Annotated in this window: 25 protein-coding genes; 1 reads left to right on the top strand and 24 read right to left on the bottom strand. The window is 43.9% G+C overall.

Features of this window, described 5'->3' with window-relative positions; translation table 11 throughout:
- Positions 1-120: 120 nt before the first annotated feature.
- From G9G57_RS20210 to metH, 20 genes are all read right to left on the bottom strand, one after another.
- Positions 121-660: a cupin domain-containing protein gene (locus G9G57_RS20210; RefSeq protein ID WP_025365028.1), complete on the bottom strand. Its 540-nt coding sequence runs from the start codon at positions 658-660 to the stop codon at positions 121-123.
- A gap of 454 nt (positions 661-1,114) precedes the next feature.
- Positions 1,115-2,104: a hypothetical protein gene (locus G9G57_RS20205; RefSeq protein ID WP_090890522.1), complete on the bottom strand. Its 990-nt coding sequence runs from the start codon at positions 2,102-2,104 to the stop codon at positions 1,115-1,117.
- A complete protein-coding gene (locus tag G9G57_RS20200; protein WP_045244605.1) occupies positions 2,091-2,645 on the bottom strand; it encodes a hypothetical protein in 555 nt (184 codons plus the stop codon). The genes G9G57_RS20205 and G9G57_RS20200 overlap by 14 nt, the downstream gene beginning before the upstream one ends.
- A gap of 1 nt (position 2,646) precedes the next feature.
- Entirely contained in the window at positions 2,647-3,042 is a 396-nt protein-coding gene (locus G9G57_RS20195) for a hypothetical protein (protein WP_164965477.1), read from the bottom strand.
- 40 nt (positions 3,043-3,082) lie between these two features.
- On the bottom strand, positions 3,083-3,562 hold the full coding sequence (locus G9G57_RS20190; protein WP_016821930.1) for a hypothetical protein: 480 nt from the start codon (positions 3,560-3,562) through the stop codon (positions 3,083-3,085).
- 49 nt (positions 3,563-3,611) lie between these two features.
- Positions 3,612-5,696 (bottom strand): hypothetical protein, encoded by a 2,085-nt coding sequence (locus G9G57_RS20185; protein WP_113050713.1) that lies wholly within the window; start codon positions 5,694-5,696, stop codon positions 3,612-3,614.
- Entirely contained in the window at positions 5,686-7,524 is a 1,839-nt protein-coding gene (locus G9G57_RS20180) for an ATPase, T2SS/T4P/T4SS family (RefSeq protein WP_113050714.1), read from the bottom strand. The genes G9G57_RS20185 and G9G57_RS20180 overlap by 11 nt, the downstream gene beginning before the upstream one ends.
- Positions 7,524-8,381, bottom strand: coding sequence for a hypothetical protein (locus G9G57_RS20175; RefSeq protein WP_164965476.1), 858 nt, complete (start codon positions 8,379-8,381; stop codon positions 7,524-7,526). The genes G9G57_RS20180 and G9G57_RS20175 overlap by 1 nt, the downstream gene beginning before the upstream one ends.
- Positions 8,378-9,091 carry a hypothetical protein gene (locus G9G57_RS20170; protein WP_016821935.1) on the bottom strand — a complete coding sequence of 238 codons (714 nt, stop codon included), beginning with the start codon at positions 9,089-9,091 and terminating at the stop codon, positions 8,378-8,380. Before G9G57_RS20170 ends, G9G57_RS20175 begins: the two co-directional genes overlap by 4 nt.
- A gap of 22 nt (positions 9,092-9,113) precedes the next feature.
- Positions 9,114-10,091, bottom strand: coding sequence for an SAF domain-containing protein (locus tag G9G57_RS20165; protein ID WP_164965475.1), 978 nt, complete (start codon positions 10,089-10,091; stop codon positions 9,114-9,116).
- 40 nt (positions 10,092-10,131) lie between these two features.
- Positions 10,132-11,625, bottom strand: a complete 1,494-nt coding sequence (locus G9G57_RS20160) for a serine/threonine protein kinase (RefSeq protein WP_045244489.1) — start codon at positions 11,623-11,625, stop codon at positions 10,132-10,134.
- A gap of 178 nt (positions 11,626-11,803) precedes the next feature.
- Positions 11,804-12,862: an SAM-dependent methyltransferase gene (locus G9G57_RS20155; protein ID WP_026065469.1), complete on the bottom strand. Its 1,059-nt coding sequence runs from the start codon at positions 12,860-12,862 to the stop codon at positions 11,804-11,806.
- A 22-nt stretch (positions 12,863-12,884) separates the two neighbouring features.
- Entirely contained in the window at positions 12,885-13,658 is a 774-nt protein-coding gene (locus G9G57_RS20150) for an ABC transporter ATP-binding protein (RefSeq protein WP_017427705.1), read from the bottom strand.
- Positions 13,655-13,969, bottom strand: a complete 315-nt coding sequence (locus G9G57_RS20145; RefSeq protein WP_016821940.1) for a thioredoxin family protein — start codon at positions 13,967-13,969, stop codon at positions 13,655-13,657. Before G9G57_RS20145 ends, G9G57_RS20150 begins: the two co-directional genes overlap by 4 nt.
- On the bottom strand, positions 13,966-14,304 hold the full coding sequence (locus tag G9G57_RS20140) for a cyclic-phosphate processing receiver domain-containing protein (RefSeq protein WP_164965474.1): 339 nt from the start codon (positions 14,302-14,304) through the stop codon (positions 13,966-13,968). The genes G9G57_RS20145 and G9G57_RS20140 overlap by 4 nt, the downstream gene beginning before the upstream one ends.
- A gap of 75 nt (positions 14,305-14,379) precedes the next feature.
- On the bottom strand, positions 14,380-15,228 hold the full coding sequence (locus G9G57_RS20135) for a deoxyribonuclease IV (RefSeq protein WP_185156693.1): 849 nt from the start codon (positions 15,226-15,228) through the stop codon (positions 14,380-14,382).
- Positions 15,218-16,036 (bottom strand): Fpg/Nei family DNA glycosylase, encoded by an 819-nt coding sequence (locus G9G57_RS20130; RefSeq protein WP_026065468.1) that lies wholly within the window; start codon positions 16,034-16,036, stop codon positions 15,218-15,220. Before G9G57_RS20130 ends, G9G57_RS20135 begins: the two co-directional genes overlap by 11 nt.
- 64 nt (positions 16,037-16,100) lie before the next feature.
- On the bottom strand, positions 16,101-16,841 hold the full coding sequence (locus G9G57_RS20125) for an HAD-IIA family hydrolase (RefSeq protein WP_238799329.1): 741 nt from the start codon (positions 16,839-16,841) through the stop codon (positions 16,101-16,103).
- Positions 16,842-17,411: 570 nt separating this feature from the next.
- Entirely contained in the window at positions 17,412-18,344 is a 933-nt protein-coding gene (gene rnz / locus G9G57_RS20120; RefSeq protein WP_016821944.1) for a ribonuclease Z, read from the bottom strand.
- A 79-nt stretch (positions 18,345-18,423) separates the two neighbouring features.
- Positions 18,424-21,864, bottom strand: coding sequence for a methionine synthase (gene metH / locus G9G57_RS20115; protein ID WP_123797283.1), 3,441 nt, complete (start codon positions 21,862-21,864; stop codon positions 18,424-18,426).
- A 281-nt stretch (positions 21,865-22,145) separates the two neighbouring features.
- On the opposite strand from metH, the gene G9G57_RS20110 reads away from it, so the two are divergent.
- Positions 22,146-22,688: a 1,2-dihydroxy-3-keto-5-methylthiopentene dioxygenase gene (locus tag G9G57_RS20110; RefSeq protein WP_019687427.1), complete on the top strand. Its 543-nt coding sequence runs from the start codon at positions 22,146-22,148 to the stop codon at positions 22,686-22,688.
- A gap of 97 nt (positions 22,689-22,785) precedes the next feature.
- On the opposite strand, the gene G9G57_RS20105 is transcribed toward G9G57_RS20110, so the two are convergent.
- The 4 genes from G9G57_RS20105 to G9G57_RS20090 form a co-directional block, all read right to left on the bottom strand.
- On the bottom strand, positions 22,786-23,580 hold the full coding sequence (locus tag G9G57_RS20105; RefSeq protein WP_180986866.1) for an HAD family hydrolase: 795 nt from the start codon (positions 23,578-23,580) through the stop codon (positions 22,786-22,788).
- 156 nt (positions 23,581-23,736) lie between these two features.
- On the bottom strand, positions 23,737-24,246 hold the full coding sequence (locus G9G57_RS20100; RefSeq protein WP_013371492.1) for a hypothetical protein: 510 nt from the start codon (positions 24,244-24,246) through the stop codon (positions 23,737-23,739).
- A gap of 117 nt (positions 24,247-24,363) precedes the next feature.
- Positions 24,364-24,570 (bottom strand): DUF896 domain-containing protein, encoded by a 207-nt coding sequence (locus G9G57_RS20095; protein ID WP_164965473.1) that lies wholly within the window; start codon positions 24,568-24,570, stop codon positions 24,364-24,366.
- A gap of 108 nt (positions 24,571-24,678) precedes the next feature.
- A complete protein-coding gene (locus G9G57_RS20090; RefSeq protein WP_164965472.1) occupies positions 24,679-25,047 on the bottom strand; it encodes a LysM peptidoglycan-binding domain-containing protein in 369 nt (122 codons plus the stop codon).
- Between the last annotated feature and the right edge of the window lie 74 nt (positions 25,048-25,121).

Genomic DNA, 25,121 nt, shown 5'->3' with positions numbered 1-25,121 from the left:
CAGAACTCTATGTAGACAGTCCTCATGAGTATCGAAGGAATAATAAAATGGAGAAAATGTAATTATCCCGGCCTGGGTTCCGGACCGGGAAGAAATAAAATAAAATATAATTGGATTTATTTATCTTTCAGCAGACATGGCAATTTCTTTTGATTCATGAACTGTTCCAAATGGATGCTCAGGCGGTGCATAGATAACGTATATCTTAAGGGGCATATTTCCTGTATTAATTACATTGTGCCATTTTCCAGCAGGTATCATAATTGCATAGCCATCATAGGCCATCACTTGAAAATCTAATTGGTCTTTCCTATCCCCCATTTGAACAAGTCCCTGACCTTCTTCAATACGTATGAATTGATCAGTTGTTGGATGAGCTTCTAAACCGATATCATCGCCAACATTAATGCTCATCAGAGTCACTTGTAAATGTTTTCCTGTCCATATAGCGGTACGATAATTTTTGTTTTGTTTTGCAGCCTGGTCCATATTCACTACAAATGGACTTTGTCCATAATCTCTTAATATTGTCTTTTCATAGAGATTACTGTCGTTATTATACCAATTGTAGTATTGAGGATCATAACTCCGATAATTGTAATTACAGCTGTTATACATAGGAATATGCCATGGAAAGTGATGGCATGATTTATGGTACATACTCATTCTCCTTTATTTGATTCAGTGTTTACTTATCATATGCGGCTGCCTATATAAAGGACTAAAAAACCTTCAACAATAGGCAAAAGCCTAATTGATGCCAAGACAAAAATATTCACAAGCGTTTTCGTCCTTCACTTCAAAAGACGTTATTACTTAAAGTTACATTTAATAACACATACTTCCAAGTGGTATCATCTTCTTTGGAACTCCCCCGGTAAGTCGAGTATTAAATTCCATTTATTTGACTCACTCTTTAAAAAAGCAGTGACCAAAAAGGCAAAAGACTAGGCTGGCACTGCTTCTATTGGCTATCGGCTTGGCTTGGAGATTCGTCTATTTCTCTGCCCATTTCAAAACAAAGTTCTTCCCGGCTAACGTCATATTAACCTCCTATTAAAACAGGCCAACCTTTTGGTTGACCTAATAATACGAAACCCACCCCGGAGGGTGATTATTTTAAGCTGTTATGATATTGGTACTCAAAATAACCAGCAGCTGCCGCAGATTTTTCATCCGTAAAACGCTCAGTCGCTTGAAAAGGGGTTGGATATGAATCTCTATAAAAATATTTCATTCCAGTACCCGGTTCTATGCCACCAATAATAGATTGCTTTCGGACGACTCTTCCACCACCAAACCCATAGTTATTGTAATACCTGTCTCCAACTGGAATACCTTGGATAAACGCGATCATACCCACATCATCTATTGTGTTATACCACTCCTCTTGTGAAATGAGTGGTAGGGTGAACGTATAGGAAATGCCATTCCGTGCTGCTTTTTCGTTATGGACATTAATCAGTCGAGCCAGATCTTCCTGAATGGTGCGAACAATGGTGGAACGGCGTATTTGCTCAAAGGTTAATGAATTGTTCAGTAACGAAATGGGGGTCTGACCCTCAAGCTCTTTTTGAAACCCCTCCACCCATCTGTGATTCTGCGCATCATAGGCATGTAGATAATTATCCAGGGTGAATCCCACACTATTGCCTGCGGAATCAACATAGGCATAAGGCTTTTTTTCGCTCCACTTGGGGCCTATAACCGCTTGTCCATACGCATCTTTATAGGATGATGAAGCGAACGTATAATAACCATCATAATCCAGTATCACAATAGCTGGTATGTAATTCAATAACGCACGTTGTGCTGCTGTATCCCCATCAGTGCCCATATTAAGGAAGAAAGTGTGCAAGAACGTGGCCAGCGCTTCTTCTTTATCTACACGAAAAAACTTATCTGATCCATATCCGGCCTCGCGTTCCTGACGTTCATTCTGTGAGAGCACAACACCTGCATCCTGAACTGCGGTACGGAGAGCAGACGTATATTTCATTTCTAGCTGCTGTACTTCACGCTGATTCTGCACTCGTAAATCACTAACCACACCAAAGGGCAAAAAGAGTAGGATAAATATAACTGCAAAATCAGTAATCTTCATTCAAAACCATGCCCCCGTAAGAAGCTGAAACTGCCGGCTTATCGTTATCTATTCCACCCAGAAGCCATGATTTGTATAAATCCGCAGGAGTCCGATTCGTATTATATAATCGTACTGTAAAATAATCACCGGCCATCAAGGTATACCGACGTATCTGTTCCGACTTGGGCTGCGAATGATCAGGAAACAGTACAGGTAAGATTTGCGGGTTATAGTAACTATCGTATACAACTTCATAATTACCCAGAAAACTGTCTGGCTTCGCCGCATCTGCATAATTCGGTACATATTTTTTGTGCATATGCTCCAAATCAACTTCGTACGTATTGCCTGTCAGCTCCAGATCACGTATAAAATCGTTATACATCGTCGGTGTAATGTAACCTTTGGTTCTTACCATATCAACAAAATGTACAGTCGAATGATATGTATTTAACCCGGATATATCATCCTGCCGTTCAGCAGCTTGAGCTGCGGGTACGATGTACAAAAGTAATACAGCTAGCAGTGCTCCCAACAGCTTAGATATTGTTTGAACCACTTCAGTCCTCCCCCAATTTCTCAAAACGTACAGATGTTATGTCTCCACTCCCATTACGCTGTGAGTACATGGCATATATAGAGGAAGCATCCAAGGTAGATACATCAGGCTCAAACGGTTCAGAATATACATCGTACTCTGAACCGTCAACTTGAACCGAAATCCCCTCCTGCAAGTTCAAGCGAATGGTCTGAATGACTTGAGTCCCTTTAATCCGTTGCGGCGTCTCCACCCCTATAGTACGGGAGATCCGTCCCTCAGATTGCTCCTCCTGCTGCGACCTTAATTCCAGTGCGCTATCCAGTTGACTGGACAAGTTTGCTGCTGCTGCACATGCGGTTACAAATAGAATAACTGACACACCAAGCCGCAGCATACTTGAAGCGTGATCAGACATACTCACGACTCCCTTATAACTATTATTCTTGCTGTACTACTTAAGACTGGGTAAACAACAACCCACGTACCACGTTAGATTTGTCTTTAACGATTTCAGCCTTGAATTTACCACTTGGATTTACATATTCATTCTCCTTTTCATTCAGTGTATTCGCGATTTTTCCTGTCTTATCACTGCCGCCATTCACAGCGCCATACTGCTCACTGTCTGGACTAATGTTCAGAGCATTTCCGTACCACTGTCCTGACATGTTTTTGCCAGTTTTAATTTGAATACCGAACTGGTCCTTTCCCTGAAACTTCCGCAGCGCATTGGTTACCTGGGAGCCGCTAATCGTTGTGCCGTCGTATACCGTAAAAGAGGCTTGAGACAATTCGGTCTGGATATCGGCGAAATTGTTTTGTGCCGTTTTAGTGGCTTCCTGAGCTGAGATAAACAGTATAACTACAATTGTGATTAGTGCGATGGTCAAAAAAATCCCAGCGGCTACCTTTAATGCCGTTGATGCATTATTCATCTTTTTCTCTCCTCAACTTGTAATATTGGTTAAGCATTATTGAACTTACTTACTGAATTTTTTGTATTTGCTCATAATAGCTATCCATTTGAACAAAGCTCATTCCAATCAGTGGAATTACCAAATATAAAAAGATAAGACCATACATTGGGGCAAAACCAATCATCCTCCCCCAGATCGCCTTGCTGTCTATTATTTTTTCATACTCCTGTTTTCTTTGTTCAAAATAGTAGGACATATGGGATTCCAAATCATCAAATGCCTCTCTAATGGTAATTTTACCCAAAGATAAATGGAGCTTGTCCACCAGACGTTGAAATTCCGGCAAAGGTGCTTCTTCTTTCAACAAATCGAGAGCTGCCTCTGGCCCATGTTCATAATGAAGCAGACATTTTTGCAGAGGTCTTTTGAAGATTACTGAAAATCTATTCAGCCACTCCAATATTTCCTCGACAGACATTCGTTCCATAACCCGTAAAATGGAAATAACCGTTTGAAACTGATAGACCTCATGCTTCATGTCCAAATGACGCATTTTCCGTTGCAAATATAATAAAAGTATGGGCATTTGGTAGGCTACATACCCAGCAATCATACTAATCAGTACTTCCCACCACTTTATATATTCTTCATTCCAATCTTTCAGCTTTTGGAGGATTCGATGAGTATTCCTGGATAGCTGCTCTGGAGTAGCTGTGCCATTAGCATAATGTTCTAAAGAAGCGTACGTTCGCTCGTATGTGCTGTCCGCTTTCATGTTCAACATTTGCATGATTTTGCGGTCAATCTCACTCTGCTTCAAAGCTTCCTTTTCCTCTGTCGGACTTAAACGTCCAAACATTTGCCCCGATTGTACTGGCGCGTGAAGGATATGCGTTTTTTCAGCTCCATGTAAAACAAATATAGTACTAATACTAAGCACTAATCCTAAGATAAAAAGAGCAATTCTGCGTATGTAGAGCCACTCGAGCTTTACCTCCGCACCACTTTCCTTTAAGAGTCGGGTTATCTGGAAATAAGATGACATATGCTGCCGAGGAATTAGAGAATCCACCATATTACGAATGATGGGCATACGATATAACCTCTGCTCCCACACCCTCCGCCCTTTACCCGCACGATATCCTGTCTCGTCGGACTGTTGCAGTTTCTGTAACAGAAAGTAGGATAGGATGATAACAATGTAAACGGTCAATTTTGTGATATAACCCAATTTCCCTTGATAAAACTCATCCATGGATGGAAAGCTGGATCTCGCCCATCTCTCGATTGGGGTAGTAAAGAAAACAGGGGCCAGAGCGATCACGTTTAAACTTTTTAGCAGGTAGTCCAGTTTATTTCTCCTCAGCAACTCCAACTGAATTTCGCGTGCAAGACTGCTTAGCCCCTTTAAATAAATGGAACCACCATCCTCAACCCGATCACCAAACTCCATGACCATATACGAGATACCAGCAAAGGCTTTTAAAAACCGATTTGGAGCTGATTCATAATATCTTTCGAGGGCCTCGTGGGGATCAGCATCTGTCAGCGCCTCATGGATGAGCCGTGCATGTCTTCCAGCCTCTGCCTCTGCTAAATCGCCTGCTTCGGATATGGCTTCTTCCACCATACCGTGCTGATGATAGTGATGACGTACATTGGCGAACAATTCGATCATTTGCCCAAGTAGCCTTTTTTCCATTTGGCTCGTGGTCACGTCTATAATAAGGCTGTTGATTACCACTCCGCATAAAACGGCCAATACAGCAAACTCTATTCCTGGTTTCATCATCAACAGCACAACGCCGCTGCAAGCAAAAGCCCCCCAAATGAACAGTATCATCTTCATGGTCTGCAGACGAAGCTTATACTCATCGTATGCATGCTGACCAGCTAGTCGCTTACGAACACTTGTGATGTATCCAGCTGTGATAGGGACCCTCATAAACAGCGTATACAATTTATGCATTAAAGTTTGAAGTTCCCGTTGAAGTACCGCTTTTCCCTTTCGTGCTTCCTGTACAGAATGAATTCTACCTCTGCGAACTGCATAGCTCTTATGCTTATGCAACCCATACAAAGCTGTATATAGAACTGCAAATCCCCCACCTGATATAAGCAAAACCCACAATAAAATTTCTTTAAGACTCATAGTCTTCCTCCCAATAACGGGTCAAAAAACTGCGGAAATCTGCCGCATCGTTTGCATTCATCTGCTCACACATTTCTTCTACACTTTTAGCTGTTAAGGGCTCCATTGGTATATAGCTTCCATTTCGATATTCCATAACATGGCGATAGCTATAGCTCGATGAAGCATTGGGACCTACATTCGTATGCTCCTCTGAATTACGCGGTACACATTCGGTGATCCGTTCGATATAACGCCGCCCTTGCGCATCACGCTTGAGATGAACATCAAAGTTAATGACATGCACTACCTGTTCTTCAGCAATACCTTCATGCTGAAATACTCCTGTTTTGAGCAGTGAATTACGAAGTGAAAATACAAGATCACGAAATGTTTTAGCATGGTGAGTAAAAATAGTGAACAAACTAGCAACCTGCGACATTTGAATCATCCAAGCAGCTACTTCATCACTCGCTACTTCGCCTAGAATATTAACGGTTCCATCTGTTTTTTTCTGCAAGTCAAGACCTTGTTGCCCTGAAATATGATCTGTTTCTCGAAAAGTAAGAATATTACGGCGACTGTAAATGCTGCGTAGATGCAGTTCAAAGGCCATTTCCTGAACGCGAAGCGTATACGAAGCGTAAATATGCTTGACCATCGCCATTAACAATGTTGTCTTACCTGAACCCTGCGCACCTGTAATTGCAGTAATCCGACTGCCTTTCATTAGATATGATAGTAGCTGGATTGGAACATCAGCGTTTTGTCCCCTAATTAACTGTTCGAGCGAAGCGCTTTGAATATCAAATTTACGAACAAAGAAAGCCCATGATTCAGAGAAAGGCGGGCGCACTACTACTACCCGTGATCCATCCTTCATCTCATTGACCTTATAACCATTCGCTTCAGAAAGCTGTCCTGGGTAATTGTATTTGTAAATATTTTGACATACCCTTTTAAGCTCACGTTCCGATCCAAAGGAGAGGAATGAAAGGTGGATAGTTTTACCTTTGTAGAAAATCCATACACTCTCATATCCATTCATTATGGGCGCAGAGGTTTGTTCAAATGCATACCTATCTGAAGGCCACTGTGGTGATGAAGAAATACTCCCTTCCGGCACACCACTTACACCCCCACTTACACCATCGATCCTCTGGTCACGAATATCATCAATGACAGAAAAACCTTTGTAATGTTGATAAATCCGCTGCACAATAATATCCACTTTCTCCATAAAGGAAAGGGGACGGTATTCACAGTCATAGATATAGCGGATATCCTCTGTCGTTACGAAATAGCTTCCATCCTCTTCACCTTGCTGTGAATACCTCATTTCGGCTAAGTCATAAGTATCCAGCAAACGTGATAGTGCATCCGCGCCAAATTTCTGCTGATATTGGTAAAAAATAATTTCGAATTGATCTTGTGTGCTAAACAACTCAGGTCTGGAGAATGGCATAACAGTATCGGCGATTTTCTCGTTCAATCCGTAACCGTTAATCAGAAGCTCACTCATCAGATTTTTAACAAAACGTTTATCTCCACTGCTGCCATTGGCACAGTCCTTTAACGCCCTTCGTAGTTCTGCCCTTTGATGGATACGCCGCCTATATTCCTCTTCATGTAATCCGGCATCCGCCATCTGGCTATGACTTAGTTCATGAAGCGCATTTTTGATATACTCTATCAATGTTTCGAATGTGGCATCTTCGCTCTTTGGTTCTACCCGAAGAGCTGAATGTTGCGAGTGAAGATTTCCTCGATATTTAAAAATAATCAGTACGATGCACAGTAGCACAATGCAGGTAATAATTAATCCGTTGATCATATGAGCGGACAGCATTAAGCGCCCCTCTCCAAAGCCTTGAGCCGAAGATCGGACTCTGCCGCCTCCAGAATAGCTTTGCTAATCTGCCGTATGCTCTGCGCCCATCCTACAGACATAAAAGGCTTACGTTGCTGCTCTTTTCCACTTCGCACCTCGCGTTGCACATGACCAATCACATCCCTGCGGTTCCATGCATCCATAAAGTCGGTGCTGTAAGGGACTGTAAGCAAAGTACCCTTGTAGCCATATCTCCTGCGGATATTCGCTTCATTCGCTTGTGAATGCACATCATATTTTCCAAGGACAACTAATATGGGTAATGACGAATATGTGGATAATGGAGACACAGATTCAAAATAAGCGTCCAACTCACGCATATTCTGAGTGAGCGAAAGAACGGCCAGTTTGGCTTGTGCACATGCTTCATGCTGTACAGCCCCCCAGCCTACTCCACTCCCTGCATCAATCAGCGTTAAATCATAATATTGATTTGCTGTATCAATTACCACTTTTACAAGATCAGGGGAAAGTAGCGGCGGTGCAGCTCCAAAACCAGAGGTTCCCTCAAGTACATCCAGAGCGTGTTCTAGTACAGGTGTCGTATAGTTACGAATATTTTCTCTAGACAGCGTCCCTCTCAGAACTAAACGTGAAACAGCATCCCAGCCCCCTTCCTGAATCTGTAGACTTGGATCGTCCATGCCATACTCCTGTATAGGAAATCCTGATTCAATACCGGTATGCCTACGGCCCAAATGAGTCAACAAAAGTCTTCCTCTATATAAATTACCTATGGTAATTGCTATTGCTACCGCTAATGAGCTACTTCCACTCGCTCCCTTAGTGGGGCTCCAAAACAAAATGGTGCTCATGCTCTCCTCCTTTCCGCACGCTTTAGCGCACGACGACTTTCTTTTATCTCCCAACTCATCCATTCTCCAATACAACGGCACAATTCTCTCTTATATATTCTGGATAGAGGTTTTAACAGAAGCTGTTTTTTATGCTCATTTTCCAGCTTTAGAGCAAGCTGTCCTTCATCCCATGGCAGTACATACGGCTCTGGTTGCCATAAGGCAGGAAAGCGATTCATGTATTCCCACAAATACGCCTCCTCCACACCGCAATCCACTGCCTGTATAAATAGCTTGTGAAATACAAGATCTTTGGGAAATCCAGGTTGGCCAAACAAATGCTCAAGCCAATTCTGTCCGCTGTGCATTAGCATGTGGCTATAATCACTGACCCAAACCCGGAGTTCCGAAATTTTCCAAACAGAAATTGGACAAAAATCAGGTAGCTCTACATCCAAAATAACAATGTCATAAGTCTGTTCTGCCTTTTGATCAGCCAGCATACCGATATGCAGATCTTCCCATGCTGTAAATCCAATCGCCACATCGAATCCACAAAACTGTGTAATGGGTAGTGGTTTATCGAGCATTCCTATGCTGTACCGATATTGTCCCCGCAGTGTAGCGTCCACAAGCAGTACCTGTTGGCCTGAAGCTGCCAATACGCTGCTGATGTATAATAAAGTATCGCTTTTGTCACAAAGACCGGCAAATATCCATGTTTTCATACTTCCGTTCCTTTTCTCTCATTTATTTGGCATACGGATCAGAGCTACCACCCTGCGTTAGAATCTTCGTTTGTTCTTCGTGGTCCTGTTCCTCACTCCCTGTATCATCAATTCCACTTACTGCATCTTCAATAGTTGTGCCTGCATGCTGAGCTGCAACCTCCTCACTTAGACCTTTTTCCACAGGTGTTGAAATCACATTGTTTGATGAATTAATTGCATTTTCTAGAGAATTTCGTAGCTGCTTGGACAGTTTTTGTTCAGCAACACGGACTAAATTCGGATCACTATTCATTAACGCTAACACCTGTGCATTAGGCGGATAGGTCGGTATGGCCTTGGGCTGAAATTGGGGATCTACATATGTCAGAGCATAGATGGATGCTTTATGCAGAAAGGCATCTACAATAGCACTCGAAAGGGATAGTATTTCCTGCTCATTCATAGTAACCCATACGGTTGGGCCTTCTAGCCGAGAAATCTTCTTTTTGGATAATAGAATGTAATCCTGACCTGTTGGAAATTGAATGCGAATATCTACCTCGTCCCCTGGCTTCAGGCTGCTGGGCAGTACCACCACTTTTAACTCACGGTTGCGTAGATCCTTAGGTGTAGGTTCATCAGCAGTAATCATAGCTGATGTAAGCACAGCTCCTTTTTTTAGTTCTATCTTAGCTGTAGTGCGAGAAACTTCACTTTTATTTGTCAACAAATTAGACGGGGCTTGAGAACCAGGAACCTTAATTCCCTTCAAATCATTAGATGTAATCTGCTCGCCTGGTGAAATGTCACGAACAACCGCCCAGCCTGTTTTCGCAGTCCGTTGCTCTTGTTCATACAGTTTCCATTTCTGCTCTGTCTCCACCTTTGCCTGCTTCCTGATCTCACTCATTTGATGGATATTCGCCATAAGGTAGCCCACAAAGATCATGCCTACAATACCCGCGCCAACACAACCTGCGTATATTTTTTGTTTGCTGCTTTTTCTTAGCTTGGACACACAGCTTCTCCCCTACCTCTTTAGATCTATACCTGCCTATTTAGTGCTGCTGTTTAAGGAATCTGAAACGTCTTTTCCGAGTGTCTGTAATGACTCCACGAAAAAGCTCGTCCAATACCTGATCCATTTCATCATCCCGTTCGAAAGGATCTGAATGGAACGGCAGCGCAAATACTTTATCGTGATCTAGCTCCTTTCGTAACCTGCGGACAGCTCCCGAGGGTGCCAATGGCAAGCAGTAATTCCATTTGTGTTGCGGATGACGCTGAAAAGATCGGGCTAGACCCGTTATATCCTGAACTCTCCATTCGGCCCCTGAGCCGACAACTAGCGGATAATCGGCTCTCAAAAATTCTTCCAGTCGTTCATTGTCCTGCCCATTCCCCAAGTCCAGTACGATAAATCTGTAGGATCCTCCCAGCAAGGAAATGACATCTGCACGAGATGTTTGCCGCCAATAATGAACTCCATCGACTTCAAAACGCCGACTTGAACTTGCTTGTCCAACAGGTATGCCTTCCACGACTTCTTGCAGTCGGGCAAATGCCTTAGCTGTACTATGCAGCTCAACCAAGGCTACGGAGTGGGTCTTTCGAGCCAAGTAGTGGCTCACTGCAATTGCTGTGTGCGTAGCACCGGAGCCGGAAGACACACCCAACACTGCCACTACCCTTGTTCCAGCATAATCCGATGAAGCATTACTAACAGATTTCCCTGGTTGAGCAGACTGAAAATTAGCACTGCGCCTCAGTTCTCCAATGACCTCCTCAGCAGACTGAAATCGTTCCTCAGGATGATGCCGCAGCAGCTTTCGAATTATCGGAATCAAATGTCGAGGCAATTCCCCGCGAATATACCCTTCAACTCCTGCTGTCCACTCGCTATATTTACCACCTGTACATAGATACAATAGTAACGCCCCTAGACTGTACAGGTCCGAGCGAGCATCCGTCTGTCCTGTTCCATATTGCTCTGGGGCAGCAAAGCCCACTGTGCCCAGCTTTATCGTATCCTGATCCAGCTCGGACTTATAACTCCTCGCTATCCCAAAATCGATCAGTTTAAATTCCATTTCCGGTGTCAGCATAATATTCGCCGGCTTGAGGTCCCGATAAATGACTGGCAATTGGCGGGTATGCAAATAATCAAGTACATCCAGTACCTGCAGAGCGAATGGAATGATTTGCTCCTGTGGAATACAGCCTTGGTATCCCCTCATGTATGCTTCCAGTGTAATTCCTTCGATGTAGTCCATAACCAGATATACCGCACCAGATGGAGGATACTCAAAAAAATCAACAATCCTCGGTAAACGTGGATGGCTTAGCGAAATCAACATTTCGGCTTCCGTCCGTACAATCTTCATTATTTTTGGATCGGCAATCGACTCCTTCACTGCCCAATGCTTGCCCGGCAGCTTTAAATCTTCGGCCATGAACACGCGGCTCATGCCTCCCGAACCTAACGTACGAATAATTCGGTAACGTTCACCGACAATTGACCCGAACTCTAATTGTGATGGTTGATTCATCATTCTCTTACCTCCCTTCTACAAGCAGACAACGCAAAAAAGGGAAAGCCACCGCAAAATGAAGTCTTCATAATGACATGAAAACAATTTTCGCGGGATGCTTTCCCTTGATTTAATACAAATATTTTTTAAAGGAACAATTTGGATTTATTATATAGCACACTGCATCTATTGTAAAGAATTATTTTCCATACTTGATCATATACAGGGTAATCTCATCTCGGTTATGGAAAAGCTGTTTGGCTCGCTGAATCTGCATGCCGGACTCCTCAAAGGAAGCAATCACATCATGAATAAGCGCCAAGGGCTTTTTATGCATTAGCTTGACTGTTACGATAGCCGTACCACCACTCCGCAAACTATACAGTAAATCAGTAACGAGCCTTGCCATCTGTTTTGGACTCCAACTCATATCACAAACCAGCAGATCGAACGAATTCTCTTTAAATTTGACTTCACTTGCATTTTTACGCAAAAATGTCAGATTGGCGTACTTCATCAGCGATGGCTCCATCTTGGCCGGATCAACCGCTGTAACTTTCAGTCCACGCTCCAGCAAGAAGGAAGTCCATCCACCCGGTGCTGCCCCAATATCCAGTCCCTGATGGAAAGCGCTAAAATCAATGCCGAACGTTGCTTCTGCTTCCAGTAGCTTGAATTTGGCACGCGAGATCTGTCCGTCTTCCTTCTGAAAACGAACTGCACCTCCGCTCCAATCTGATAGGTTGTCCTGAGGATGTGATACGCCTGCGTACCACGTATCTGTATCTGCAAAAACGGACACAATAACATCGGCGCCTTGTACTACTAATTCCATAGGTAGATCACTTAATTGTTCACTCAAAGCCAGCTTGAGCGCACCTGCGCTTTCAGCCCAACTGCTATTAGATCCTTTGCGTACTTGCAAAGAAACACGTTGATCTATCAATTCCCTGCGGTTACGGATAAATGCAACCAGACGCTCTTGCACTTGAACCAGATCCGTACCTTCCTCCTGAAAATGAACAGGAAACAAGTGACGCAGAAACATCGGTGGCTGGCCTGTAATCGTCTTCACTGCCTCATTTTCTTGCGCAGGTAATGTTGCTAGAAAAATTTCACCAGGTAGAAGCATCGTGCTTTTCACAGAGCCAAATAATCTTCTAAGCTCCTCCTGAGCATAGGGTGCAAAACCATGGTTGGCCGTACAAACAAATCTCGATGTCGACAAAGTGGACTCACTCTGTTCATCTGTATTCACGTATAGTTCCTCCAAAATAACGTTACCCTCCAGCGCACACCCGGATCCAGGGACGTTCTCCATCCCATTCCAGCTCAACTGGAACTTCATAAGTGTGCATAATCAATTCTTTCGTTAAAACTTCTTTTTTCAATCCAGCAGCTGCGACCTTGCCATCCCGAATCAACGCAACATGCGTAAAGAGAGGGACAATCTCCTCAATGTGATGAGTTACATAGACCACTGATAAGTCTCGCTTGCGAAGCCGATCAATCTCGACCAACATCTTTTCCCGTTCAAATAAATCCAATCCGGCACAAGGCTCGTCCATTATCAGTAGGCGAGGTTCAGCCATCAGCGAGCGGGCCAGCATTACCTTTTTACGTTCTCCTTGAGATAAGGTACCTAACGGGTGATGAATCAGATCGCCTAAATTCATACCCTCCAAAAGAGATACGGCTTTTTCTTTTGCCTCCGTCGGAATCTCCTGATAAAAACGCAAAAAAGCATACGCACCTGTAGCTACTACTTCCCAAACGGGATCTTTTAGCGCCAGCTTTTCCAGTAATGTCTGGCTAATGTATCCGATCTGCTTGCGAACTTCCCGCACATCACATTGACCATACGTTTGCCCAAGCACCTCAATCGTACCACGACTTGGAAACATATACCCTGTCATCATTTCCAACAATGTTGTTTTGCCGGAACCATTTCGACCCAGAATAGCCCAATGTTCACCTTCTCGTATTTCTAGGCTTACATCGTCCAAGATACGTCTTTCTTCCCGCTGTAATGTAATGTTCTTCATGGATATCATTCCATCACGCTCCTTATCCTGCTCAGCAAGTGTTCTACAGATTCCATTTTGTAGATGATTTCAGGATTTTTGTTTTCACCATTATATATAAGAAGCGCGGGGACACTGGAAATCCGATACTCCTGAACCAGTTCAGGAATATAGTTAATGTTGCTCTGCACCACTGCTCCTTCGGGGAGCAAATGCTCTGCTACCTCTAACATTCTACGGGCAGCCGCGCATGTTCCGCACATGGGAGTGTATACAAACAAAGCCAGCTTGCATCCCTCCCATATGGCACGGCGTGCTTCTTTTTGTCCGATCTCTTTCATCGCTTAGACTCGTTTATGATCTCTTGCATACGCACCTCAGGAATCGGCCCGTTATGCACAGTGACTCCCTCCGGCTTATTCGCATAAAGCAGTTCATACATGGCTCGGCGCCCCTGCGGACTGGAGGAATGCAAGTAAATTTCACGCGGATATAAATGTTTACTTGCAATAGCAGCAGCTACATCCTTTCCCGTCGGTTGACCCGGACCCAAATCATAATCTAACGATAGTATCGAAATTGGGTATTCATGAAGCAGAAGCAGACACTCATTCGCGTCCCTTGCCAGCTTAAAACCTGGAGGACAAGGTCGATAATCGTCCATAAACAAATACACCAACTTCTCCTCCTTCTTCCCAAAAAAGTAAGCTTACATAAGCCTCTAAGATAACTATTATTTATTTAAAATAATTTACTCCCAGCTTTGAATCATTCGAATGTCCTCCTGATGTGTCCCATCAGGTCCCGCCTCACTCTCCAAAACGACGGGAATACCTCTTACAGCTTCTTGTTCTGTTATCCAGCGTATGCCTTCAATACCAATGTAACCTTGCCCTACGCGCGCATGTCTGTCTTTTTTAGAGCCGTACGGGTGTTTGGAATCATTCAAATGAACTCCGTACAGCGCTGACCAATAACCGAGACGGTCCCCTTTTTCAAACAAAGCCTCGTCCACTCCACCGTTCCACAATCCTGCTGCATACGCATGACAAGTATCCAGGCAAAATCCGATGCTGCCAGGATCTCGACACAATTGGCGAATTTGGACCATTTCCTCGAGCGTGGTTCCCATGGGACCGTGATCCCCAGCTTGATTTTCAATTAATATTTTAGCATTTCCCTGCCAGCCTTCGAGCACATCATTAAGGCAGTTAATAATATTATGATAGCCCTCCAGCGGGTCAGACGAATGCATATGCCCAAAATGAACAACTATCCCCTTCGATCCACAGGCTTCAGCAATATCCAAATCGTTGCGTAATGAAGCAACCATCAACTCATAAAGTTCCTGACCACGTTCGCGACCATGAGCTGGATTAACGGGATATGGCGAATGAGCAATAGATTGAAGCTGGTGCTCTGAGCAGTAATCTTTACAAGCAGCAGCATCTATGGAGTTCCATTCCTTCAGCTTGAGACTACGAGGATTTTTCGGAAAATATTGAAATGAACGTCCTCCCTGCTCTCGTGCACGTATAGCAGCTTTGGAAAAGCCACCCCGCGTACTCACGTGAGAGCCGATAAGCAATTTAGGCATCATGCTGCTGCACCGGGCAATAAAATGCTTTTTTCCCCGCCAGCTCGACTCTTACAATTTTCCCACCGCTTGGAGATTCTTCTCCTTCACGGTCATATACTCGACACTGATGATCAAAGCCACCTGTGAGCGTGTCTCCCTCCATTAGAGGCATTTCCATATAACCGCCCTCCGCAGTAGCTTCACGAAGTACGGATTGAGTAGCATGATATAGCTTCTCCACTTTTTCTGGGGATTGCACAATATTTTGCACCTTGGAACCCGGTGTAAATCCGGCGATATATGCAATTTCGTCCGAATAGCAATTGCCAATCCCCGAAAAAACCTGCTGGTTTACCAGTGTTGTTTTCAAAATTCCCCGTCGCCCTTTTAGACGTGCTGTAAAATTTTCCAATGTCATACGACGGTCTAACGGATCAGGTCCCAGGTCTGACAAAGCTTCATCTGTTTCTTTAGCCGTCAGCAAGTGCAGATAACCTAAGCGCAGTCCGATAAAATAAAGCTTCGCTCCGCTAAAATCCAATTCGATCTGAACCGTACGGTCTGGACGTTGCTCCTCCGTTCCCAGATACAACAATCCTCCCAACATGAGATGAAGCACAAGCCGTTTACCCGTATTTAAATGAAAAATCAAATGCTTGCCCCGACGCTCTAAATATACAACGGTCGCACCCAGCAATTGCTTCTTAAAGGTTTCCACTTCAGTATTAATGGACTTTTCACGGCTAACCGCCACTCCAGTAATCGGAATGTCCAAAATTTGTTTTGATAATAAGATTCTGTAGTTTTCCATTTCAGGAAGTTCCGGCATATCAACATCTTTCCTTTCGTAGCTCATAGCTTTGAATTCTCATATATTTCTAAGTCATATCCTTTTATGATTTCAGCTCTTTTTGCATCCATTCCTGCAGTTCGTCCAAACTTTCAAACATCAGGTCAGGTTTTACTCCAACGGCACGAATATGTTCATCCATATTAGCGCGAGTCGTCACACCCGTCAGAATCAGAGCTGTTTTACAACCTGCTGCTGCACCTGCCGCAATATCTGTAAGCATATTATCGCCCACAACCAGAGCTTCATCCGCTCTAATGTTCAAGCGATTTAGTGCATAATTCATTAGCACGCTTGAAGGCTTGCCGATGACGACCGGTTTGACCTGTGAAGCAGCTTCAATGGCAGCTCCAATGGTACCTGCACCTGGTATAAGCCCGTCATGCGAAGGCAATTGTAGATCCGGATTTGTCAAAATAAATGTAGCTCCCTCACGAATCCAACGCATGGCAGCTGCCAGCGTTTCATATGTAAATTGACGATCTATCCCCTGTACCACATAATCAGGATGATTCTGAACAAGCTGCAAGCCAGCCCCTGTGAGTGCCTCGCGTAATCCCGTTTCACCAATACAATATACATGAGCTCCAGGGCTTTGCTGTGCAACATATTGTGCAGCTGCTAACGCTGAAGTATATACTTCATGACTAGCTGCTTCAATTCCCATACCAATCAAATGCTCGGCCACCGATTCGGGTGTGCGTGAAGCATTGTTGGTGACATATGCATAAGGTATATGCTCTGAACGCAATCGCGAAATGAACAGATCCGCACCCTTGATCATCCGATTTCCATGATAAAGTGTTCCATCCAGATCAATTAGTAACGATTTTATCGCAATCCCCTCCCCCGCTTCATTTCATACATCATAACATTGAAAATAATAATTCACCCCATGAATGGTATTCTCCTTTTTATTTAACCACCTGAATGACTTAGGGCATTAAATAATCGGTCATTTCCATTCCTCTCATCTATCTTAAGTCAAAAATGCTTATGAAGTCCATGTATTGCTGGTAAACCATCCAAAATAGCGTCATCCCTCGCTAAAAGCCGTCGCTTCCACATAGCATAAGATCATTTCTTCGTCGAATCTCATCGAAGATGCTACGTCTTCAAAGGAAATTCCCTGTATTTCCTGGGCGTACTCAAGCAACTAAATCCTTTAAATTCGATATATAGAAGCTCCAATATGACATGCCTCCATATGTGGTAGAACAAATTCGTTCATCCCATACTAATGCCCGTTTCACCTCTTGTCGCATCCTGCGCTTTCCCGGAAAATAATTTCTAGGAAAAAGAAAAGCACCGGAGCAAGCCCCGGCACCTATGCACATATCTTCTCTCCAATCATTTATTGACCGATATCAGGTACCGGTAACAACACATGCTGCTCCGCAAGCAATGAATTGGGGAATAGGCTTCGCGCTTCCTCCAGCAAAGGCTGAAGCTGCTCTTGATCTTTATACCTAGAACTAAAATGCGTCATAATTAACTGCCCTGCGCCTGCGGCTTTGGCAGCTTCCGCTGCCTGAAGCGCCGTACTATGATGATACTCGTACGCCGTATCCGCCAGATCATGCAGAAATGTGGCTTCATGAACGACGACAGTTGCATCTCGTGCCAGCACTACTGTATTCGGACAAGGTCTCGTGTCACCTAAAATAGTGACGATCCGCCCTTTTTTAGGTGAACCCAATACATCCTGAGGATGCAGAATAACTCCACCCTCTACTTCCACACTTTCTCCACGCTTTAATTTACCGTACACTGGGCCAGGCTTGATCCCGTATCGCTCCAACAGTTCTTGGTTAAGCTTACCGGGCTTATCCATCTCTACAATTCGGTAGCCATAACTGTCGATCCGATGATCCAACAAAGCTGATTCCACCCGAAATTGACCGTCATCGAACAGAACCCCGCCCGTATGCTCCACAATATGTAGTGGGTAATTGATACGAGATTGGCTGATCCCTAAAGATAGCTCAATATATTGCTGAAGACCAGGCGGTCCATATACCGTCAGAGGTGCCGTACCTCCCTGATATGCCCTGCTCGACAAAAGACCCGGCAGACCAAAAAGATGATCCCCATGCAAATGAGTGATAAATATTTTTTCAAGTCTGCTCAGCTTGAGCGGCGAACGCAATACCTCCTGTTGAGTGCCTTCACCGCAGTCAAACAACCACATGCTTCTTCGTTCCTCCAGTAAACGAAGAGCAATGGACGTTACATTTCGCTGAATTGTAGGTACCCCTGCATTTGTACCGAGAAAATATAATTCCATGACATTTACCTTCTTCCTGCTGACCAGCAAAAAACCTCCGAAGCTCGGAGGGTTTTTGCTATCCCATCTGATAAAGGTGTTAAACCTTTTCGACGTTAAAATACTGCGCCTGAGGGTGGCTGAACACCATGGCTGATACTGAAGCCTCCGGTTCCATCATAAACCCTTCCGTTAGCTCAACGCCAATGTCCTCAGGTTTTAACAATTGGAACAACGGTCCCTGATCCTCCAGATCCGGACATGCCGGATAGCCAAAGGATACCCGTATACCTTGATATCTGGCGCCGTGCCGCTGTTTCATCGTCATATCGGCAGGGTCCGGGAAACCCCAGCTATCCCTGATAATATGGTGAAGCCGTTCTGCTAACCCTTCTGCCACTTCGAGCGCTACCGCTTGAAGTGCATGTGAGCGCAGATAATCTCCGTTGTCTTTCCATTGGGTAGATAGCTTCTGAATGCCATGACCAGCGGTAACAACCATAAAACCTACATAGTCCATAACCCCTGATTCCACTGATTTCAAAAAATCAGCCAGACATAGATAAGGCTCTACCTGCTGACGTGGAAACGTAAATGTGTGCAGTACCTTGCTTACATCCGATGGATCATAGATTAGAATTTGGTTTCCTTGGGACTGAGCTGGGAAGAACCGATACATAGCACTCGCCTGAATAATTCCGTCTGTAACAGCTTCAAACATGATGCTGTCTACGGTTTCCTTCAACTGAATCGCTTTCGGATCCCCCGAAGCTAGCAGTTGCTCAACATTGCCTTTTAAGCCAAGATGATGCCCCATTAGCATCTGCATATTCACATAAGGCAGAATATAATTCAGTGGGTAGTTACGCAGTACATGGCGATCCGTATCCGGCGGGATATAGACGGGCAAATCCTGAGCAATGTTAGAACGTACAGCCCGAGTTAGCTTAGGGAGCGGCTTGACCTCCACGACCGTTGCCGCTTCCGCCTCCTGCTCAGCCTTCATGTCCTCGGCCATTTTTTTACGGGACTCAGGGTCCATAAGCTTATTGGCAATATCCAGTCCATCCATAGCATCTTTCGCATAGGCTACCAGCCCATCATACTCAGGACGAATACGATTTTTAGTAAACTTACGCGTTAAGGCAGCTCCACCAACCATTATTGGAATATCAATGTTCGCATTTTTCAAATCCTGCGCGGTTAGCACCATTTGTTGTGCCGATTTAACAAGCAAACCGGACAGGCCGATCATGTCAGCCTTTTCTTCACGATAAGCCTCAATGATGCGTTCTGGTGGTACTTTTATACCCAGATTTACAATATGGTAACCATTGTTGGATAGAATAATCTCCACCAAATTCTTACCTATATCATGCACATCACCTTTAACCGTAGCCAACAAAATTTTACCTTTTACTGAGGACTCATTCTTCTCCATGAACGGCTCTAAATAAGCCACGGATGCTTTCATTACTTCAGCGCTTTGTAGAACCTCCGCAACAATCAGTTCGTTGTTGTTAAACAAACGTCCTACTTCTTCCATCCCTTTCATTAGCGGTCCGTTAATAATCTCCAGAGAAGAATATTTAGCGAGCGCTTGCTCCAGATCCGGGATCAGTCCCTCCTTACTTCCCTCCACTACATAGGAAGCCAGCCGTTCTTCGAGCGAAAGGTTTGATATCTTCTCTTTTTTCTCCACTTTCTTGTTACGGAAAGCTGCTACAAATGCAGATAACGTATCGTCATTTGTTTTATAGATCAGGTCTTCCGCCAATTTCCGTTCATGCTCGGGGATCGATGCATAGCGTTCAAGCTTCTCCGTATTTACAATTGCATAATCCAGTCCCGCTTTGGTGCATTCGTACAAATAGACAGAATTGAGCACTTCACGACCCGCTTCCGGTAAGCCAAAGGATACGTTACTAATGCCCAATATAGTATGAACCCCAGGAAGCGCTTCTTTAATGATACGTATGCCCTCAATCGTTTCCTTAGCCGAACCGATATATTGCTCATCCCCTGTTCCTACTGGGAATACGAGCGTATCAAAAATGATATCCTCCGCTGCCAGACCGTAACGGTTCACCAACAGATCATAAGAACGCTTAGCTACCTCGAGCTTATCCTCACGCGCAATTGCCTGTCCACGTTCATCAATCGTTCCGACAACAACAGCAGCGCCGTATTTATGAATAATAGGAGCCATTTTCTCAAATTTCTCTTCACCATCCTCCAAATTAATGGAGTTAATAATTGCCTTACCTTGCGAATATTGAAGTGCTTTATCAATAACTTTAATATCCGTGGTATCAATCACCAATGGTACTTTCACCTTGTTTACAACCAGTTTCAAGAACGCTTCCATATCTATCATTTCATCACGGTCCGGATCTTGCACACAAATATCAATGACATGTGCTCCGCTTTTTACCTGAGCGCGCGCAATTTCAGACGCCTCTTCATATTTGCCTTCCACGATCAAACGCTTGAATTTCCGGGAACCCAGAACGTTTGTTCGCTCACCAACCATATACGGACGATTATCCTGTTCAATATATACTGGCTCAATGCCTGATACGGCAGGAGGATGATGACCTACGAGCTGACGAGGCTCAAACTGCGCCATACTTTCACTCATTACTCTTATATGCTCTGGAGTAGTACCGCAACAGCCTCCCGCAATATTCAACCAGCCTTTTTCAGCGAAAGCAGCCATTTTACGAGCTAATGAATCCGGCGATTCATGGTATTGACCATTTTCATCGGGCAAGCCCGCATTTGGATAACAGCTAATAGCTGCAGAGGACATTTCAGACAAAGAACGAATATGATCACGCATAAACTCTGGACCTGTAGCACAATTCAGTCCAATCGAGATTGGATGTAAATGTTCGAGTGATATGCAGAAGGATTCGATGTTTTGTCCTGCCAACGTTGTTCCCATCGGCTCAATCGTGCCAGAAATCATTAACGGAAGCTCAATCCCTGTCTGCTCAAAAGCCTGACGAATTCCAATGCTACCTGCCTTAACGTTAAGCGTATCCTGTGAGGTCTCCAACAGAAGAACATCTACCCCACCTTCAATAAGCGCCAAAGCCTGCTCCTGATAGCTTTCAATCAGCTCTACAAATGTAACACCGCCTGTGACAGACAAGGTTTTTGTAGTTGGACCCATAGCTCCTACAACAAAACGAGGCTTGTCCGCAGTGCTGTACTTATCCACCGCGTTACGCGCCAGTTTGGCCGCCACCAGATTAATTTCACGGGCACGTTCTGGTATATCGTAATCCGCCAAAACGACGGATGTCGCTCCAAATGTATTCGTTTCAATCAGGTCTGCTCCGGCCTCCAAGTATGCTTCATGAATCCCTTGAATGACATCCGGTCTTGTTAAGACCAACATCTCGTTGCAGCCTTCTAACTCTTCCCCACCAAAATCAGCGGCAGAAAGGTCTTCCTGCTGAATCATAGTGCCCATAGCCCCATCAAGAAGGAGTATTCTTCGTTGTAACGCATCCTGCAAGCTAACTTTATCCAAAATTTCTTCACCCCCGCAAAACGTTAAATCCTAGTTTAGCAGAAACCGTATCATTTAGATAGATTGAAGTAAAAACATACGTTTTATGCAGGCTATTCTTCTTTACAAACGACTTAGCTGATCTATTTTTGTAGTATGCATCGTTATAGACGAACGTCTTTAAACTGTATCGTATTACTATAGTCGTTCCCATATAAATGCTTCAGCCTGTATTGTGCAACTGGTTAAGACATGGTATTCTTTATACAACATTAATCCAAGTGGAAAAGAGGGATTTGTGCATGGCAGAAATTTTTATACGCAATACGAATGAGCGAATTAGTGGTGAAGAGCGAGTACGTGAATTTTTGGAGAGCTACCAGGTATTGTATGAACACTGGGATGCTTCCAAGCTGCCAGGGGAGCTGCAAGAAAACTTTACTTTGACAGATGATCAAAAAGCCGCTGTTCTTAAAACATTTGAACCTGAAATCAAAGATTTAGCTGCACGTCGCGGATATAAAATCTGGGACGTCATCACTTTATCTGAAGCAACGCCGAATTTGGAGGAGCTGCTGGCCAAGTTCGAGCAAATTCACACCCATACCGAGGATGAAATCCGCGCCATTGTTGCTGGTAAAGGGATTTTTATCATTAAAGGCTCTGAAGAGATCGGCTATTTTAATGTAGAGCTTTCACCAGGCGACGTTATTTCTGTTCCTGAAAATACACCGCACTTCTTCACTTTAATGGAAAATCAAAAGATCGTCGCAGTCCGCTTGTTCATCGAAGAAAATGGATGGATTGCTGAACCGTTCGAAGATCCAACATTCACTACAGCATAATTACGATGTATTGTGTCAATAAGAAAACTCCCTCTGCTCTGTAGCATATCGAGCGAAGGGAGTTTTCTTTATACTTGTTTAGAAGACTGTAGATTATTTACTTTAAAGATTGAATAATTCCATGCAACTCAGACAAATGCTTGATTTGGAACTTCGGCTTGATCTCTGTAGTATTGGTTTTATCGTTCCGATTCAACCACACCGAATGTACACCAGCTGACAAAGCCCCTTGAATATCAGTCGTCAGCTTATCTCCTACCATTAAAGCTTGTCCAGGTTCAATTCCTAGAAGTCCCAAAGCATGCTGGAATATAGAAGGATCAGGCTTGCCCCGACCAAAAGAACCTGAAATGACAACATGATCAAAAAAAGGAGCCAATTGAGGAACTCCATCCAGCTTCTCCTGTTGTAGATCAGGGGAACCATTTGTCAGCAATAGCAGCTTGTATTGTCCCTTCAATTGATCCAGAATTTCAAACGTTTCTTCATATACATGTGGACGTGCACGTCTTTCCGAAGCAAATTGGGCAGCCAACTTTTCCGCCAACTCCTCATTATCTATCCCCAGTTGCTGAAGCCCTCTGCGCCATGATTCCTTACGATAAACAGGAGCCAACTGTTCCAATTGGCGGAATTCAGGTTGCTCACCTGCTGTAAAATTCGCCCACAGTCCTTCAAACGGATTAATGCCAATCATTTGAGTAAAACTAAAGGTTTCATAGGATTCATACAAAGCGCGCGCTTCCTTGCGTACGGCTTCTTCCAGCGTTTTCGGATCAGCGCCTGTTTCTCGGGAGCCTGTTTGACATGCTGCATCAAATGCCTCTTCTACACTACGTTCATCCCACAGAAGGGTATCATCAAGATCAAACATTATCGCCTGAATCGTCATACGAATTATCCACTCTCTTTCCACTGTATATGTAAGCTTGTCTGTTTGGTCACGAATCAGATCATTATGTGTGCCCATATTAAGCAAGTGGCCGCACCATGTTATATGAAAAATAACATCATACGGCCTTACTTACAGAGCTACAGGCTAAATCGGTTATTTCTTATCTACCTGTATCTGATTGGATAGTGCAAATTTTTCAAGGCGCTCTGCGATGGCATCTGTATCATAGCGTCCCAGTGATTTTGTGAAAATAAAATTACCGCCCTTCCCTTTTCTTTCAACGGTAACGTAACCCTTTTCAATTTTGATGGCTTTCATGTCCCCTGCCGTCATCGGCCGTTCTCTGCCACCTTTTAACATATAAAGGGTATCTTTTCCCACTTTTAAATAAGGACGGCGAATGAAGAAGATAACAGCCAGCATCAAGTACAAGCCAAATACCAGCCAATCCATTCCCCGCATGCCGGTCTTAGTCAAAAAGTAACTCATAAGCATGTACAATACAGCAAGACCAGCTAGCATGATTGGCACAGTAATATTACGGCCACGGAAAATGTCCATTGCTGAACCTGCGCCGTTAATGGTTTGAATGCCTTGTTTCTTGCGCGTTTTATTTAAATGCGCTGTGTTTTTACGTACTTTTCTTTCAAATGATCGGGCCATCTCTCAATTCCCTTCCCAATAAATATTACATTAAAACAATTGCCTTAAAGCTGATCTATATAGATACCAAGAAAGATACCTAATAACAAAAGGCAAATGATGCAGGCTTTAGCAACATTAATGCTTCAGCCCGCCATTTCCCTTCGACGTATCATCGTCCACAAATTCAATGGTTTCAAGTTGCTGCCGAAAATTACGGCGAATGTTGCCTAAATAAATTTCCCGAAGCTTGGCGCGCTCCGTGGTTTCCTCTTCCGTCAATCCTTCGGCTTTTGCTTTGCGCGCTAATTCATTAATGCGCTGTACCAAACTGTCTATATCCAAATTGTGTCCCCTCCATAAAAGCAAAGATATAATACACTTTGACATGTAGAAAAGAGCTTGTCAAGGCTCCCTCATTGCGCTCCTTGACAAGCTCTATAGTCTTATAGATCAGAAGGGTGGGAGCTTAAGTACCTGACCTGCCTGCACCCCCCGATCCTCCAAATCGTTAATACGTACAATTCCTTCAATATATACCCGTGTATCCATTCGTTCCGGTTTATGATTCACGGCAATCTTCCATAACGTATCTCCAGGTTGTACAGTCAGCTTAATCATTTCTTCATTGGAAACTGGAGGTGCTGCAAAAACCGTAAGTACACCTGCCCCTGCAACCCAAACGATAATTACTAGAATAAGAAGCTTGAGTAAAAGAGTATTGGTAAGAGCCTGTAACAAACGTACCTTACCCTCTTTTCGGGTCTCCTGTAAATTCTCTAAATTCATCGGAAAAATACTTTGATAAGTGCTATATTTCATAATTGGCCGCGTCCTCCAAACGTTTGTTCTTATGTTTTTCACAATATAACACGAACGTTTGTTTTGTTCAATAG

It is taken from the genome of Paenibacillus sp. EKM211P, assembly GCF_011066175.1.
GTDB lineage: Bacteria > Bacillota > Bacilli > Paenibacillales > Paenibacillaceae > Paenibacillus > Paenibacillus polymyxa.
The sequence above is the reverse complement of the archived record's forward strand: the minus strand, read 5'-3'. Positions and strand labels throughout refer to the sequence as shown.

Coding starts and splice junctions, on each gene's coding strand:
- G9G57_RS20130 (WP_026065468.1), bottom strand. CDS start 16,036: ATGCCGGAACTTCCTGAAATGGAAAACTACAGAATCTTATTATCAAAA.
- G9G57_RS20135 (WP_185156693.1), bottom strand. CDS start 15,228: ATGATGCCTAAATTGCTTATCGGCTCTCACGTGAGTACGCGGGGTGGC.
- G9G57_RS20185 (WP_113050713.1), bottom strand. CDS start 5,696: ATGAGTCTTAAAGAAATTTTATTGTGGGTTTTGCTTATATCAGGTGGG.
- G9G57_RS20090 (WP_164965472.1), bottom strand. CDS start 25,047: ATGAAATATAGCACTTATCAAAGTATTTTTCCGATGAATTTAGAGAAT.
- rnz (WP_016821944.1), bottom strand. CDS start 18,344: ATGGAATTATATTTTCTCGGTACAAATGCAGGGGTACCTACAATTCAG.
- G9G57_RS20100 (WP_013371492.1), bottom strand. CDS start 24,246: ATGGCCCGATCATTTGAAAGAAAAGTACGTAAAAACACAGCGCATTTA.
- G9G57_RS20170 (WP_016821935.1), bottom strand. CDS start 9,091: ATGAAAACATGGATATTTGCCGGTCTTTGTGACAAAAGCGATACTTTA.
- G9G57_RS20190 (WP_016821930.1), bottom strand. CDS start 3,562: ATGAATAATGCATCAACGGCATTAAAGGTAGCCGCTGGGATTTTTTTG.
- G9G57_RS20145 (WP_016821940.1), bottom strand. CDS start 13,969: ATGAAAGAGATCGGACAAAAAGAAGCACGCCGTGCCATATGGGAGGGA.
- G9G57_RS20110 (WP_019687427.1), top strand. CDS start 22,146: ATGGCAGAAATTTTTATACGCAATACGAATGAGCGAATTAGTGGTGAA.
- G9G57_RS20210 (WP_025365028.1), bottom strand. CDS start 660: ATGTACCATAAATCATGCCATCACTTTCCATGGCATATTCCTATGTAT.
- G9G57_RS20125 (WP_238799329.1), bottom strand. CDS start 16,841: ATGATCAAGGGTGCGGATCTGTTCATTTCGCGATTGCGTTCAGAGCAT.
- G9G57_RS20205 (WP_090890522.1), bottom strand. CDS start 2,104: ATGAAGATTACTGATTTTGCAGTTATATTTATCCTACTCTTTTTGCCC.
- G9G57_RS20195 (WP_164965477.1), bottom strand. CDS start 3,042: ATGTCTGATCACGCTTCAAGTATGCTGCGGCTTGGTGTGTCAGTTATT.
- G9G57_RS20175 (WP_164965476.1), bottom strand. CDS start 8,381: ATGAGCACCATTTTGTTTTGGAGCCCCACTAAGGGAGCGAGTGGAAGT.
- G9G57_RS20160 (WP_045244489.1), bottom strand. CDS start 11,625: ATGATGAATCAACCATCACAATTAGAGTTCGGGTCAATTGTCGGTGAA.
- G9G57_RS20150 (WP_017427705.1), bottom strand. CDS start 13,658: ATGATATCCATGAAGAACATTACATTACAGCGGGAAGAAAGACGTATC.
- G9G57_RS20180 (WP_113050714.1), bottom strand. CDS start 7,524: ATGCTGTCCGCTCATATGATCAACGGATTAATTATTACCTGCATTGTG.
- G9G57_RS20105 (WP_180986866.1), bottom strand. CDS start 23,580: ATGACGATTCAGGCGATAATGTTTGATCTTGATGATACCCTTCTGTGG.